We start from the raw sequence: 13,968 nt of genomic DNA on the forward strand, positions 1-13,968 counted from the left end.
CCCCAAATACGATTCAGGTTCTATTTGAAAAACGGGACTTCCAGAAGATGAAGGAACAAAAGTGGGCGGAGCAAAACTATACATGTTATATATGTGCCGAAGAGATGTATGTGGGTCATCCCAATCTCTCAATCGATCACATTATACCGGAATGTAGGGGTGGCGTCGTCCTTCCCAAAAATATAAGCACCTGCTGTAAAGATTGTAATGTAGAGAAGGGATCCCGTACGTTTGACGAGTATTTGCGAGATTTAATCGCTTTTGTTCTGTATGTCAGAATCAGACATCGGGAGGTATGCACTTTTGAAGGACAAACAAAAGACAAAGAAGAAAAAGGTCACCAAACGAAGAATTGTACATATTCATAATCACTCTATCTTCTCTATCGGCGACGCTATGTGTAAACCCGATGAGTTGGCCAAACGTGCCGTAGAGCTTGGAATAGATACAATCGTTTTAACAGACCACGGAAATATATCAGGCGTTATTCAGATGTACGAAGCGTGCAAGAAACAAGGCGTTAAATTTATACCGGCTTGCGAAATGTACGAAGCGAAGGATCGTACGGAGCTAGCACAGGCGGCGTGCCGAGACTGGAATAAAGCCGCACACGTCACTATGCTGCCCGTAAATAATCAGGGTTGGGAAGATATGCAGCAGATGATCGCTGACGCGAATAAATATGTGTATTTTGCCCCAAAACCTATACCGCGTACCGACTTAGACTTTATAGAGTCTAACGGGCTAGGAAAGAATATTATAGCCACAAGCGGCTGCCTAGGTAGCGTTACATCACGAATGATTATGGCAGGCGACATTGATGGCGCTAAAGCGGAAATCCTTCGCCGGCAGAAGATATTCTACGCTTACTATTTAGAGATCCAGGACAACGGATCTGTAGAGCAACAGATGGTTAATATGGAGCTAATGAATATCTCAAAAGAGCTCGATATACCGCTTGTATATGCAAAAGACGTCCACTACATTCGTGCAGAGGATGCTACCGCGCATCATACCCTTGTTGCAATGGACCGAAAGCAGTCTATTTACGAGTGCGCCCCTTATAGCGGTACTAACACGTATCATTTTGCATCTGCAGACGAGGTGTACGCCTGGGCTGACGAAAACAACATCCCACATGAAGCGATCGAGAACACGTGGAAGATTGCAGATATGTGTGATGTAAAGCTCGAACTGGGAAAGCCATTAATGCCAGAATATCAGTTCTGTGAAAATGGATATAATCCGGCCTCATATCTCCGTAAGTTGATCAATGAAAGTCTGATTAAATACACAGAGAAGATGGCCATTAAGAAAAAGAAGATCAACTTGAAAGAGTATATTTATCGTCATGAATACGAGCAGCTTGTCGTTAATGACAAAGGCTTTCCATCATACTTTCTATCCCTTTGGGACATCATCCTGTGGGCTTCAAAGCGTGCGGAATGGGTGGCACTGCCAAAGAACAGGGAATGGCTTGATATCGAGATAAAGAACAAAGATGGATCTATAGACAAGCCAAATGCTAAATATGAGTACTACCCCGAGTTTCTAGTAGGTCCGGGTCGAGGATCTGCAGCCGGATCCATGATCTCATTCTTACTTGGTATCACGAAGCTTGATCCAATTGAATACGGGTTTATGTTTGAGCGTTTCCTTAATCCCTACCGTGATTCACCTCCCGATATTGACGTCGACTTTCCAGGAGACGACCATGATCTATTGCTGGACTTTATAGCACAAAGGAATGGTCGAGATCGTACGGCACAAATCCTAACGTTCACTAAACTCAAGATTCGCTCAGCGACGGATAAGATTTGTAAAGCCATTGAGGTACGCGATCCGGATAATCCCAAGAAGGTGTTGTCCTACGGCTATGCTGTTGCGGATGAGGTAAAAGAGATACTCGAATTAACTGGTGATCAAGGTAAGATGCCAGATCAGTCAGACTGTACGTATGCTTTGATGATGGATATCTCTGTTAATCCACATAAGTACGAGGGGTACGATAATGATCTTCCGAAGTTTATTGAGGCGTCTAAGAAGTTTCGAAAGCTTATGGAAAAGTATCCAGAGCTCAATGAGCGTCTACCCAAGATTGAGGGTTGTATAGAAACTTCCGGAGTCCATCCTGGTGGCGTCATCATATCGAATCGTCCACTCAGCTTAGATTGCCCGACGATTATGCCGACCGAGAAATCTAAAGCTGTTCTTCCGATTACGATGTGGGATTTTCCGGACTGTGAAAAAGTCGGATTGCTCAAGATGGATATGCTACGAACAGCTACGCTTCGAGTGATATCCATGACTATTAACTTAATCAGAGAGACGACTGGTAAGAAAATCGATATTTACGATATTGGTAGAGAGGATCCTGCTACATTTGAAACCATAGCCAAAGGTTTCACTCATGGTCTGTTCCAGATCAACTCTAAAGGGATTACTCAGTATACTCGTCAAGTTGCTCCAAAGAATCAGGCAGAGGTTATCGATATCCTCGCACTCTTCCGTCCAGGACCACTAGACGCCGTTCTAGAGAATGGAAATACGATTGCTCAACAATATGTCCTTAACGGCAAGCGAGAGGCTAAAGAGTACCTGAAAGAGGTGCACCCATCGCTACGAAAGGTGTTTGGAGTATCACGTGGCCAAATGACGTACCAGGAACAAGTCATGCATGCTGTGCAGATTGTTGCAGGGTACAACCTCGGTCACGCGGATAGCTTTCGAAGAGTAATCGGTAAGAAGAAGATATCCGAGGTTAAGAAACTGTACGATGAATTTATGTATGGTCACCAGTATGTTATCGAGAAGTATGAAAAGTTGACCAAAGAGTACGACGACATGCCGAAGTTCAAGGATAAGGACGGCAATGAAGTTGTACGTATTAAGTCCGAGTTTGATGGCACAGATCTTGATCTAACCCGTGGCGACATTAATTCGAAGCTAGCTGAAACAAAAGCAGCTCGCGATGTCTTCGAAGTTCCAGGAGCAGTCAACAAGGGCTATAAAAAGAAATACGCAAGGTCGCTCTTTAAGCAGATGGCCAAATTTGCAGGCTATGCCTTCAACAAACCGCACTCCGGATGTTATGCGGATGAGACCTTCCAGACAGCTTGGCTTAAGACACATTATCCTGTTCAATTCTTAACGGCATTGCTGACGATCAGAGCAGAGGGTGCAGATTCTAAGAATAAGACGCTTGATAATCTGAAAGAAGCTAAGAGATTAGGCATTCGAATTCTGCAGCCGAATATAAACGAATCTCTCGCAGGTTTTTATCCGGAGGCAGACGGCGTCCGTTTCGGACTGCAGTCGATTGCAGGTATAGGAGAAGGGGTTATCACACCAATACTAAAAGAGCGCGATGAAAATGGGCCTTTCAAATCGTTTGAAGACTTTGTCGATCGCACATCCTTTAAAGGGAGTAAGGTCAATCGCGGTGTCTACCGTATTCTGATCCGAGCTGGATGCTTCGATTGTTTCAATCCGAACAGACATGAGCTTCTGAACCATTACAATTTCGATATCAGAAAAGACAAAGAATGGGTAGGTAGCGAAGAGGAGCTAAATAAGGACTCCAAGAAGAGTAATCACTCTTACCGTTACGACACCGCGTCCTTCACTGATAAGCGAGCGCTCGAAATGGAGAGAGAGCTAATTGGTATCTATGTATCCGGATCTCCGTACGATGATCTACCATTCACGTCATTGGTTGAGATGAGCGTGTCGACGAGACGCGATAAGAAGATGTATGAAGTCGGGGGTAGGATTGCTGGCATCAAGGCGATCACGACCAGAGGCGGCAAGAAAATGGCCTTCATTACAATGGAGACACAACTTGAACCGATGGATGTTACGGTCTTCCCAGAACAGTACGAAGATTTCAAACACCACCTGTATCGAGATAATATCGTCGTTATCCGGGGCTATAAAGAAAAGGATTATCGTAATGAGGAGAACGAGAACTTCATTTGCGATAAGGTCCTAATCAAACAAGCCAAAAAGCTCAAGAAAGAACTTGGTGTTAAAGAAGGAAAGATCGAAGAAGAGGATCTGCAGACGCAACCAAAGAAGCCGGTTGAGGATCGCCCGAAACCTAAAGCCGATCCTGTAGCGGACTTATTCGAAAAACCGAAGAAGAAGCGAAAGGCGGGCTAGCGAAGGAGGGGACCAAATTGATAAGCGTACAGCTACCAACATATTATTCTGCTGAGATGAGATTTATCGAAGAAGATGGTCGATATTTTATGGAGATCGCCGAATGGAGTATAAGCCGTACAGAAATCAGTAAGTCGTTTTACTTGGCAGCTACAGCTGAATTCAAGGATACAGTGCCGGAGTTTAAAAGTTAACAATCTCATCTGATGATCTAGCGTAACGAAGGAGGATGGACGAGTTGATGATCGTTGTAAATGTTGTACAGAAGCAAAACCCATTACAAGTTTATATCGATAATTACCTTTTGCCAGACGGTAGGAGAGTCGAGGTTCAAGAGGATACGACGAAGCAAATCGATCTAGAACCTATACGACCGTTTATTGGACAAGTATTCGAGATGCATGTTAATGGTGGCTTTCTTCAATATTGCAGATTAACTGGTTTAAAAGACAGCAATGGGGTAGCGATGATCACCTATGATGAGGTCGGTATGGAAGAAGAAGATATCGAACTAGAGAAAGCGGAAGAAGAGTACTGGCATCGATCTAATCGAGCCGCGGAGGCGATTGACATTGATGAAGATAAATAACCATGGTTGGGGAGCAGGCGACGAATGATCTGTCGCCCTTCTTAAACCCCAAACGTGTCAATCGTGACAGTGCTACAAAATACATGGTTAAAATTTTCAAATCGCGTGAAGTCAATACTTGATTCTGATTTAGACAATGTTATAATTGACACAGTAATCAAGATTGCTATCAAATTTAAGATAATTATAATTAAAATGAAAGAAGGTAATCACTATGAGTAAAACTATTATCGTAAAAAATCTACAAGAAACAGGTCTATCAGAAAAGCAGGCGTCTGCAGCTCTGGAAACAGTATTAAAAACAATTAAGACTGAGACTGCTGAAAAGGGTAAATTCCCGATCAAAGGTTTCGGTACTTTTGAAAAACGTGTACGCGCAGCTCGTAAAGGACGCAATCCCCAAACTGGTGAAGAGATCGACATTGCTGAAAGTAACAACGTCGGCTTCAAGGCTGGTAAGGAATTTAAAGAAGAACTTTAATATCCGCTTAAACTCCGCTCTCGGTCGTTGTCACGACCGGGAGTGATTTATTCTGTATATTTGCTCTATCAGTTGGTAAGATAGAGTCTGTACGAATAAGGAGGTTCTGTCGTTACGACAGAGGTGGCAGAAAGAGAAAAGAGAACAGGGACACGATCCCAACGCGCGGCCCCGCGAAATATGGGTACATAAAATTTATTGGAGGTAACACTCATGTTTAGTGCTACAATCGCAGGAACTATTAAACGTATCATTCATGACAACGGCAAAGACAAAGAAAAAGCTATGCTCAAGATCGTCGTTGAGTGCCGCAAGGCGTTCGTAAGAGATGGTGAAATGCCAAATACTTATCCAGTTGTAACGGTATGGGGGCATGACGCTGCATATCTACGTGATTACGCTGGTGCTGGACACTGGGTAACTGTATTTAATGCAGAGCATGAATCTTATCGGGGCGAGGATGGGGATGAAGAAGAGCGTATCTCCTATCGTGCTGGTCGTATCGAGATCCTTCCTAAGAAAATGGCAGAGGCTGTTGCTGAAACTATTGAGGATGAAGATGACGACGATCGTAAGAAGAAAAAGAAGAAATCTAAGTCCAGCGACAGCAAGAAGAAGTCCAGCGGTAAGTCTCGTTCGGAGCGTCGCGGTAAAGTTCGTGACGATGAGGACGAAGATGAGGATGAAGATGAGGACGAGGAAGAAGAACGCAAGTCCAAGAAGAAGAAATCTAAATCCAAGCCAGAGAAATCCAGCAAGAAGTCTTCTGCTAAGGATAAGAAGAAAAAGTCTCGCGATGAAGACGAGGATGAAGATTACGACGACGATGAGTATTATGACGATGAAGATGAAGAAGATGACTATTTTGATGAAGAGGACGAGGATTAAAACCCCGTCCCTTCATCAAATGGAGGTATGCTAGATGGACGACAATAAACAGCTTGGAGCCAAGGTGATGTTCGACCAATCTATTGTTTATCTCTACAACTCCTATCGCGAACAGGGCCTCTCGCACGATGAGGCCCAACGCAGGGTTGTATCAGATATGGATGAGGTTAGAACAAAACATCAGGGAACCGGTGTTTTATCCTCCGCTGTCGCTACGGATGAGGCGGTACGCTTGATCGGATCTGTCATTTCTGACATTGACAAGATGTACAGAACGCCGCCGTTGGCGATCAGACAAGTCACATCTAAATTAAAACAAGCGGTTAACGCCCTATTGAAGTAGGAGGTCAGCATGGACAAGAAAGCCGTATTGAAGAAAATTATGGATGCACAAAATAAGAAGGCGGGTTCAGTCGTCGTTGGATTTGGCAACGAGGTCGCGAATCCGCTTGAATTTTTGCCCACACCCTCCGAAGAGTTTAATGCGATCGTCGGTGGAGGGATTCCACGCCGTAGAATCAGTGAGATTTTTGGTCCGCAATCGTCCGGTAAGACTTCCTTGATGGAAGAGATGATCGGTGAAGATATGCAGGCTGATCCAGACGCGTTCTGGCTTTGGGGGGAGACGGAAGATACCTTCGACCTCGAATACGCCCAAAAGGTACACGGCATTGATCCTGAAAGGTTGATCCTAATCGAGCAATCGGAGGACGGCGGTGAAGCGCTGATCGACTTAATGGAGCCTTATCTTCGCTCTGGCGTGATTAAAGGTTTTGTGGTTAACTCTGTTGCTGGTCTAGCACCGAAAAAGGAACTAGAAACTGACATGGCCAAAGACAATATCGCGCTCCAAGCCAGAATGATGAGTAAGCTAATGCGTAAGTGGACAGCTATCATCAACAAGAAAGGTTTGTATGCCGTATTTATCAATCAGGTGCGGACGAACGTTGGTCAGATGTTTGGAGACCCTAACGTTACAACTGGTGGTCGGGCACTATCATTCTTCTCATCTCTTCGCGTCGGCTTGAGTAAGCTCCAGTTAAACGAACAGGACCCCATTACTGTAGATGATGGGATGAAAGTCGGTGTACGTGTCGCTAAAAACCGTTGCGTATACGACAACCCATACAAGAAGGGTGAATACTTGGTTATCTACGGTATAGGCGTAGATAAGCTTAGCGAGATTATCGACAAGTCACCAGAGGCAAACATCGGCGTAAGGAAATCCGGCAGCTGGTTTTATATTGAGGATGCAAGTGGTGATGTAATTAGCGCACCAAAGGCTGTCGTCGATGGAGAAGAGGTAACTGACGTACCACTTAAGTTCCAAGGAAAAACGAAATTCCGTGATTTCTTAAATCAGAACGAGTGGCTTGCAAACGATCTTCGCGATAAATTGCGTGACGCCGTTAAGACTGGTGAAATCGTCGCTAAGAGCCAGGATGAAGACGAGATGAAGGAAATCGAGAAGCTTGAGAAATTGCAGGCGAAGATCGACGCTCAAGAGAAAGCCCGCCTTGAGAAAGCGCAGCAGAAGAAGAAGGAAAAGAAGGATAAAAAAGACGTTACTCCGGAGAAAACGAAGAAAAAGAAGGAGACGGCGTAAGTCAGACTTCAAATAGATTGGAGGCAGAAGAATGAGGGAAGCAAATTGCCTATCATGCGGGGAGTCCTTTTCAACAGAGGACGATCGGCTGATCTGTGTACTTAATAAAGATGACCACATTGTGGTTGATGAAGATCATTCCTGTGATGATTTTAACTAATGGGGCCCAGAAGCCCCTTTTTCCACCATTGCGTGATTCGGTAGGAGGATAGATACGTGAATAGTCATATAAAGCAAGTCAGGATTTATTATAAAAATGGCAGGAGAATGTCTGATATAAACGATCTTCCTGCTGCAGAAGTGAAGCGTCTACTCCAGATGATTAGAAAGAAGGGAGAGCAATTTATCGAAATAAATTCTCCCCAGAAAACACTTCTCGTTGCGAAGTCGGACATTTCCCATGTGGAGGTAGATCATGAGTAACCAAGTAAAGCTAGTAGACTTAGAACTCCAGCTTCTAAAACTGTGGTCCGATTCCGGGATTGAAGAGGTATATAAGTACAAAAATAGGATAAAAAAGGCAGCCAGAGAAGGATTAGCAAGCTATGATCTTTTCTGCGACATGACCTGTGGTGAAATGTTCACAGATGTAGAGGACACTGCAAACGGCGATGATCTCTATGCCGAGGACTGCAAAGTTAGTGTTGAGTCACTAATACAGAGTAGGAAAGTACTCACTATTAAGCCCGCAGAAGCATACGCCTGTCCTAAGTGTGGAAATAAGAATTGTTTCAATAAACCGCTAGATGAAACTCAAGTGGACTGGTTAAAATGTTCATTTTGCGACAGTAGACATCCTACGGAGGAATGGAAGGGTATATCCACCATCAAGCCAGGAGACAAAGTCAACTATACCGGCTTTCATGACGAAAAAGAGATGTGGGAATGGCTAAGATCAAATCAATGTGCAAGGTGCGGCATTGTTACAATCCCAGATGATGAGATATGGTGCGACAAGTGCCGACCCAAGTCGGAGGTAATGAAATGAATAGGGATGCTCAAGATCTTGAGACAATTAAAAGATATGATGATTCATTTTGGTTACGATATCTAGCAGAAAACACCGTATTCGACACCGATAATATAAAAGCGCAGAAAGACTGGCTAATTGAGCAGGTCGAGGCAGAGAGAGCACGTGCAGATAGAGCAGAGAGGCGAGAAGGGGAGCTAAAGGATACTGTGGAGAAGTGTTTAAATATACACTGGGAAGTAACTCTAGGCGATACCGAGTCATCCATGGCGATCTGTGACGAGCTGACGAACGTTTTAGTCTCTGTATATTCCAAGGAGGGTTAAACATGAACTCTAGATCTTTTAAAAGTATTAGTGGACGTGACTTAACAATCAGAAGCCGCAGATCTGCTGTGATTTTCGAGAAAAGCCCGGAGGATTTAAGTAGTAGGTTTTCTATGCAATTTTCATTTGAACCAGAGGTTTTCGCAGAGCTCATAGAATATATAGAGGACGTGGCATCCAAGTCTTGGCCTAATCTGCAGCCGGTAGAAGCTCGCAATCTATCGTCAGATTATCACGAATATTACGACAGAGAGTTCGGTAATAACGGATACTTAAGTATCCGAGGTAACGCATTGAATTTTGACAGACCTTCACTGCAAAGCGATAGGCTGTACCAGTTCGATAAAAGAAAGATGGCGTCATTTGTTTACGATTTATTGAAGCTGCAGATCAAAGCCCGCAATAAGGAGCTTATGATGCAAGCTTAAGGAGGTTAAGGTAGTGGCATACCTAGTATCGGCACCAATGACACTCGTATCGGCGAGTGTCAAAATTAATTTAGAGAATGGAAGAGTTGAGCATAGAGTTTATCATAGTATGACCTATGCTCGAGGCGTTTTGGACAGTGAAGGTATACGACAAGCGGCTCAGCGCCTTGCGGACTCGCAAGTCGAAAAAGATTACACCGATAAGGCAGAGTTTTATGAAATACTTGAATACGGAGTAATCGCGCCGGATTTGGTAGAGCTCCCTATGGGAACTTGTGAATCTGGACATAAAGCTATTGCGGCGAATATCCACATGACGATGAGTCCAGAGGGTTGGAAACTCAAAGAAGGTAATCCATACAAAGATATTGTGGAGGTAAGAAACGACGATGAACATAGATTTTCATAATACACGTTATGGCCGTACGTTTTTTGAACATCAGCTACCGGAATTAATAAGAGGTATCAATCGGCTTGCTGATCAGATTGAGCGTTATAACGAATTTGGTGCTGTCGCGGAGGATCCTTCCACGGATGAACCCCAGATCAAAGAACTGAAATCAATGGCGAATGATGGGGATTATTGGGTAGGACAAGAGGTAATCGTTTCAAACAATAAATGCGGAAACCACAATTCGCATGTTGGAGTTATCTGTGAATTGTATGTTGATTACGCGAAAGTCCTATGCACGGCCAAGAGTGTACATGAGAGATTTTGTGGGGTCGTAGAAGTACCGTATTGTGATTTAAGACAAACCTAAGAAGGTGAGGGTGGTCCATTGGCGACAGCAACTCCAATTGTAATTAATAATAAGAAGCTCAAACGCAGAATTAGGGGGCTAAATAAGCCCCAAAAGCAGGCCGTACTAAAGACGCTAAAGAAGCCTGCCCTAGTTATTGCCGGGGCCGGCAGTGGAAAAACAAGCGTGCTTACGACGCGTGTAGCCTTCCTAATGGATCAGGGTGTGAAGCCATGGAATATCCTCACCGTTACATTTACTAATAAGGCTGCCAAGGAAATGAAAGAGAGGATCGGTCAAGCGGTCGGTGAAAAGAAAGCCGCGAGAGTTAATATCGGTACCTTTCATAGTCTTGCTGTAAGGTGGCTCCATCAGTATTATTCGGAAGCCGGATTGGATCAAAATTGGGTTATCTTCGATGATGACGATACCAATAAGGTAATGAAGACCGTCCTAAAAGATCTAAACTTCGAAGCAAGTGCATCAATGATCAGGCTCTATAAGGGGATCATATCCACGCAGAAGAATGCGATGATCACACCAAATAGATTCAGAGACGAGTGCATTGCTACGTCAGACGATCAGCGAACATATAAAGTATACCGAGAATACTGGAGACGGATGCAGCGTCAGAATGCTCTAGATTTCGATGACCTATTAATGAAGATGGTTCGTATGCTGGAACGAGATCCGGAAGTAAGAAGAAAGTTCCAAAAGAAATATCATTACGTCATGGTCGACGAGTATCAAGATACGAATGAATGCCAGTACCGCATGATTAAATTGATCGTGGGTAGAAAGAATAACCTATTCGTTGTGGGTGATGACTATCAGTCTATCTACGGATGGCGAGGAGCTAATATCGAAAAGATCCTAGGCTTCCAAAAAGACTACCCGGACTGCAAGATTATTAAGTTGGAACAAAATTACCGATCAACCAAAACGATAGTTGAATGCGGTAATGCGATCATGAAAGCGAATCCGAATCAGATGCATAAAACGTGCTTCTCGGATCATCAGCAAGGCGAGCTTGTTCGTAAGTTTAGTGGAATTGACGATGAGAGCGAAGCTTCATTCGTCGCAGAAGAAATTAGAAATCTGGTCGATTCCGGACAATACAACTACGGGGATATTGCTATCTTGTATCGTACGAATGTACTGTCAAGACTGCTAGAAGATCGATTCATGACGCACCAAATAAGCTACAAGATGGTTTCCGGATTTAGCTTCTATCAGAGAGCAGAGATTAAAGATGTCCTTTCCTGGATCCAGCTTGCGGTTAATCCCGACAATGATATATCGTGTGAACGTGTCCTGAATACTGTTTCAGGTATAGGAAAGACGACAATTCAAGCGATGATCAAAGAAAAAAGGATCTCCAAGAAAAAAGAGATCCCACTCTATACTGTCCTCGAGACGTACAAAGCAAAAATGACCAAAACGCAAGCAGCAATCGTTTCAGTCACTGATATTATATCCAGACTCCACCATATTTATTCCGTAGGTACATCGGTTACTGAAACACCAGTTTCTGATATGCTAGATTTGGTTCTTAAGAATACGGGATATATAGATCGACTACTGGAGGAAGCGACAGACGAATCTACGGAAAGAGTCGCCAATGTCAGAGAGCTGGTCAAGATCGCAAAGGGGTATGAAGAGGTAGCTGCAGAACCGAACCTGCAGGAATTCCTGGATCAGATCGCGTTAGCCAGTCAGACTGACGGTATCGATGATGGTAATGCCGTAAACTTGATGACGTTACACTCTGCAAAAGGACTTGAGTACCCTGTAGTATTTGTTATTGGCGTCGAAGAAGGCATGCTCCCTCATTCCAACTCTCTAGGTAGAGACGAAGAGCTTGTTTACGAGGAGCGCAGACTCATGTATGTTGGAATCACGAGAGCTAAAGAATTGCTCTATCTGACACATGCGTTTCGTCGGATGCGTTGGGATCGCCGATACGAGAATATGGACGAATCTAGATTCTTTGAGGAGCTCCCAGGTCATCTCATTACAGCCGTATAGGGGAGAGAAGTTATATCATGAATGAAAAAGATAAGAAAAAATTGCTTGAACTCGGTTTAGCAAATCGTATTCATTACAAAGCGGATTTCATAATTGCTCCGCCAAACCCTGATAATCCGAAAGAAAATCTGCAGGGTGTTAAAGTGGGGGAATTAACCATACTCGATAAACTAATCTCGCCAAATGATTTCGATGAGCAATCAATAAAAAACGCTCTCCCCGAATTTAATGAAGATGTTGAGGATGAAGACGACTTCCATTTAGATAGTGATGGGTCACATGAATGGAAAACATTTAGTCTTCCAGATCATACGGTGGGTAAAGTATATAACCCAGATACGAAGGAGGAGGAAGACGAATACGAAGAAGTTAAGATTCCGGTCGTGGGCAAGAGTGGAAGGCTGCTCACGAATCATGATGGATCTATTATTTATCAAAGGGCACTTAAGCCGAAATTCGGGAATTCAAAGGTCCCGTTTCCCTCTAGGATTGTATCAAGCAATACAAATCCAGAGATCCGAATTCATGTTAGTGCCTGCACAAATAGAGTGGCGGCCGAGCAAATTCTTACTAAGCATTTCGATGATTTTTATGTAAAGCATCATGATAGGTGGACTGAATCTGGTGTAACTTGGTGGAGAAATCAGTCGCCCGGCGAATCTGATCTACTGCAAGCATTTATAAACTTTCCTCTTGTTAAGGACGAAAGGCAAAACTTCGCACATTTTGTTGACGATTTTTACATCATGCAAGATTTCTGTGAAGAACTGTCATTACTATTCGAAAAAGGCGGAGTCTTTGCGCCGATTCTATTGTCTAACGGTAGTGATGCGCCCAAGATGTTCATTCAGAAGGGGCAACAAAACGACATTTTAAAAGCGTTCGATAATTATAGCAAAGTTCTTTGTTACCTTAATGAGGATGAGGAGTAGGTTGGAGATGACGAAGATCGATTGGAGTAAATATTCTATTACAGCTGTTGTGGAGGCCATCCAGGAAGTTGACATGAGTGATGATGATCTCTATCTCGAAGGTATACAATCTACCGAGCGAATTATGCAGATCCGAATCAATGTAGCTAGCGATGGATCGCAAGTGGCCATTTTCAATACGAATCATCTTGACGAGAAAGAGATCACCAGGAAGGCAACGGATATCATTCAAGATTACGAGAAGGGTCAAGTCTGTGGGGTTACCGACGACGCTTCGAAGGTCGCCTGGGAATACAATATGTATGTAAATATTGACGGTACGGTTTACGAAGAGCCTATTACAATGCTGCTAATTAAGGAAGGTAGTGTGTTCTACGAGACACTTTGCGCTGGTTGGCAGGTCGTTCCACGCCCGCTGACGCAGGCTGAGGCGGAATTTCACGCCCAAGTAATCGTCGACGATTATAATGCGACGGTACGAAAGCCGGAGCAAACCCCAAGGACGCTAGTCGAAGTCCGACCTATAGTGTCATTAAATAAAGAGAAAATGGAGGTAGACGAATGAGACCACAAACTATAACATCTACGTTCTATTATCGTCTTGAAAAAGAGTTAGGCGCAGGGGTCGACCTCGAGACGGGAGACCCCTGCGAGGCTTACTGTCAGGCGAGCATCGATCACGAGAAAACCATTGATTATGAAGAGATTCACACAGGTCTAATGCGGCGCCAAGTTGCTCTATTCGATGAAGATACGATTAAATACGTTACTCCGATTACGAAAGACGAGTATGAAGCAGCAATGCGTAAAGACGACTAG

Annotated in this window: 19 protein-coding genes; all 19 read left to right on the forward strand. The window is 43.8% G+C overall.

The genetic code is table 11. The features are described from left to right. The first annotated feature begins 47 nt into the window (after positions 1-47). The 19 genes from ACK8P5_RS26225 to ACK8P5_RS26315 all read left to right on the forward strand — a co-directional run bounded on the left by ACK8P5_RS26225 (position 48) and on the right by ACK8P5_RS26315 (position 13,968). On the forward strand, positions 48-368 hold the full coding sequence (locus ACK8P5_RS26225) for an HNH endonuclease (protein ID WP_422661821.1): 321 nt from the start codon (positions 48-50) through the stop codon (positions 366-368). After that, positions 304-4,161 (forward strand): PHP domain-containing protein, encoded by a 3,858-nt coding sequence (locus tag ACK8P5_RS26230; protein ID WP_422661622.1) that lies wholly within the window; start codon positions 304-306, stop codon positions 4,159-4,161. Before ACK8P5_RS26225 ends, ACK8P5_RS26230 begins: the two co-directional genes overlap by 65 nt. Before the next feature lie 17 nt (positions 4,162-4,178). Then, entirely contained in the window at positions 4,179-4,355 is a 177-nt protein-coding gene (locus tag ACK8P5_RS26235) for a hypothetical protein (protein ID WP_422661623.1), read from the forward strand. A 35-nt stretch (positions 4,356-4,390) separates the two neighbouring features. Continuing rightward, complete coding sequence (locus ACK8P5_RS26240; protein ID WP_422661624.1) at positions 4,391-4,750, forward strand: hypothetical protein; 360 nt, start codon at positions 4,391-4,393, stop codon at positions 4,748-4,750. Positions 4,751-4,964: 214 nt separating this feature from the next. Continuing rightward, positions 4,965-5,231: an HU family DNA-binding protein gene (locus ACK8P5_RS26245; RefSeq protein ID WP_422661625.1), complete on the forward strand. Its 267-nt coding sequence runs from the start codon at positions 4,965-4,967 to the stop codon at positions 5,229-5,231. 213 nt (positions 5,232-5,444) lie between these two features. Then, positions 5,445-6,119 carry a hypothetical protein gene (locus ACK8P5_RS26250; protein WP_422661626.1) on the forward strand — a complete coding sequence of 225 codons (675 nt, stop codon included), beginning with the start codon at positions 5,445-5,447 and terminating at the stop codon, positions 6,117-6,119. A 34-nt stretch (positions 6,120-6,153) separates the two neighbouring features. Continuing rightward, positions 6,154-6,462 (forward strand): hypothetical protein, encoded by a 309-nt coding sequence (locus ACK8P5_RS26255; protein WP_422661627.1) that lies wholly within the window; start codon positions 6,154-6,156, stop codon positions 6,460-6,462. Between the two features lie 9 nt (positions 6,463-6,471). After that, on the forward strand, positions 6,472-7,725 hold the full coding sequence (locus ACK8P5_RS26260; protein WP_422661628.1) for a hypothetical protein: 1,254 nt from the start codon (positions 6,472-6,474) through the stop codon (positions 7,723-7,725). 31 nt (positions 7,726-7,756) lie between these two features. After that, positions 7,757-7,885 carry a hypothetical protein gene (locus ACK8P5_RS26265; protein ID WP_422661629.1) on the forward strand — a complete coding sequence of 43 codons (129 nt, stop codon included), beginning with the start codon at positions 7,757-7,759 and terminating at the stop codon, positions 7,883-7,885. Positions 7,886-7,941: 56 nt separating this feature from the next. Then, positions 7,942-8,148, forward strand: coding sequence for a hypothetical protein (locus ACK8P5_RS26270; protein WP_422661630.1), 207 nt, complete (start codon positions 7,942-7,944; stop codon positions 8,146-8,148). Further along, positions 8,141-8,713, forward strand: a complete 573-nt coding sequence (locus ACK8P5_RS26275; protein WP_422661631.1) for a hypothetical protein — start codon at positions 8,141-8,143, stop codon at positions 8,711-8,713. Before ACK8P5_RS26270 ends, ACK8P5_RS26275 begins: the two co-directional genes overlap by 8 nt. Beyond that, positions 8,710-9,021, forward strand: coding sequence for a hypothetical protein (locus tag ACK8P5_RS26280; protein WP_422661632.1), 312 nt, complete (start codon positions 8,710-8,712; stop codon positions 9,019-9,021). Before ACK8P5_RS26275 ends, ACK8P5_RS26280 begins: the two co-directional genes overlap by 4 nt. 2 nt (positions 9,022-9,023) lie before the next feature. Continuing rightward, complete coding sequence (locus ACK8P5_RS26285) at positions 9,024-9,449, forward strand: hypothetical protein (protein WP_422661633.1); 426 nt, start codon at positions 9,024-9,026, stop codon at positions 9,447-9,449. Between the two features lie 13 nt (positions 9,450-9,462). After that, positions 9,463-9,858 (forward strand): hypothetical protein, encoded by a 396-nt coding sequence (locus tag ACK8P5_RS26290; RefSeq protein ID WP_422661634.1) that lies wholly within the window; start codon positions 9,463-9,465, stop codon positions 9,856-9,858. Continuing rightward, positions 9,839-10,210, forward strand: a complete 372-nt coding sequence (locus tag ACK8P5_RS26295; protein WP_422661635.1) for a hypothetical protein — start codon at positions 9,839-9,841, stop codon at positions 10,208-10,210. Before ACK8P5_RS26290 ends, ACK8P5_RS26295 begins: the two co-directional genes overlap by 20 nt. An 18-nt stretch (positions 10,211-10,228) precedes the next feature. Continuing rightward, positions 10,229-12,217 carry an ATP-dependent helicase gene (locus ACK8P5_RS26300; RefSeq protein WP_422661636.1) on the forward strand — a complete coding sequence of 663 codons (1,989 nt, stop codon included), beginning with the start codon at positions 10,229-10,231 and terminating at the stop codon, positions 12,215-12,217. Between the two features lie 17 nt (positions 12,218-12,234). Beyond that, positions 12,235-13,149 carry a hypothetical protein gene (locus ACK8P5_RS26305; protein ID WP_422661637.1) on the forward strand — a complete coding sequence of 305 codons (915 nt, stop codon included), beginning with the start codon at positions 12,235-12,237 and terminating at the stop codon, positions 13,147-13,149. A 7-nt stretch (positions 13,150-13,156) separates the two neighbouring features. Further along, positions 13,157-13,714: a hypothetical protein gene (locus tag ACK8P5_RS26310; RefSeq protein ID WP_422661638.1), complete on the forward strand. Its 558-nt coding sequence runs from the start codon at positions 13,157-13,159 to the stop codon at positions 13,712-13,714. Continuing rightward, positions 13,711-13,968: a hypothetical protein gene (locus tag ACK8P5_RS26315; protein WP_422661639.1), complete on the forward strand. Its 258-nt coding sequence runs from the start codon at positions 13,711-13,713 to the stop codon at positions 13,966-13,968. Before ACK8P5_RS26310 ends, ACK8P5_RS26315 begins: the two co-directional genes overlap by 4 nt.

The sequence above is a fragment of the Paenibacillus sp. EC2-1 genome, from assembly GCF_049311625.1.
Classification (GTDB): domain Bacteria; phylum Bacillota; class Bacilli; order Paenibacillales; family Paenibacillaceae; genus Paenibacillus_AQ.

Excerpts from the sequence above, each read along its gene's own strand:
- ACK8P5_RS26305 (WP_422661637.1), top strand. The coding sequence starts at position 12,235 with ATGAATGAAAAAGATAAGAAAAAATTGCTTGAACTCGGTTTAGCAAAT.
- ACK8P5_RS26315 (WP_422661639.1), top strand. The coding sequence starts at position 13,711 with ATGAGACCACAAACTATAACATCTACGTTCTATTATCGTCTTGAAAAA.
- ACK8P5_RS26265 (WP_422661629.1), top strand. The coding sequence starts at position 7,757 with ATGAGGGAAGCAAATTGCCTATCATGCGGGGAGTCCTTTTCAACAGAG.
- ACK8P5_RS26245 (WP_422661625.1), top strand. The coding sequence starts at position 4,965 with ATGAGTAAAACTATTATCGTAAAAAATCTACAAGAAACAGGTCTATCA.
- ACK8P5_RS26280 (WP_422661632.1), top strand. The coding sequence starts at position 8,710 with ATGAATAGGGATGCTCAAGATCTTGAGACAATTAAAAGATATGATGAT.
- ACK8P5_RS26260 (WP_422661628.1), top strand. The coding sequence starts at position 6,472 with ATGGACAAGAAAGCCGTATTGAAGAAAATTATGGATGCACAAAATAAG.
- ACK8P5_RS26275 (WP_422661631.1), top strand. The coding sequence starts at position 8,141 with ATGAGTAACCAAGTAAAGCTAGTAGACTTAGAACTCCAGCTTCTAAAA.
- ACK8P5_RS26285 (WP_422661633.1), top strand. The coding sequence starts at position 9,024 with ATGAACTCTAGATCTTTTAAAAGTATTAGTGGACGTGACTTAACAATC.
- ACK8P5_RS26250 (WP_422661626.1), top strand. The coding sequence starts at position 5,445 with ATGTTTAGTGCTACAATCGCAGGAACTATTAAACGTATCATTCATGAC.
- ACK8P5_RS26310 (WP_422661638.1), top strand. The coding sequence starts at position 13,157 with ATGACGAAGATCGATTGGAGTAAATATTCTATTACAGCTGTTGTGGAG.
- ACK8P5_RS26225 (WP_422661821.1), top strand. The coding sequence starts at position 48 with ATGAAGGAACAAAAGTGGGCGGAGCAAAACTATACATGTTATATATGT.
- ACK8P5_RS26240 (WP_422661624.1), top strand. The coding sequence starts at position 4,391 with ATGGACGAGTTGATGATCGTTGTAAATGTTGTACAGAAGCAAAACCCA.
- ACK8P5_RS26255 (WP_422661627.1), top strand. The coding sequence starts at position 6,154 with ATGGACGACAATAAACAGCTTGGAGCCAAGGTGATGTTCGACCAATCT.
- ACK8P5_RS26295 (WP_422661635.1), top strand. The coding sequence starts at position 9,839 with ATGAACATAGATTTTCATAATACACGTTATGGCCGTACGTTTTTTGAA.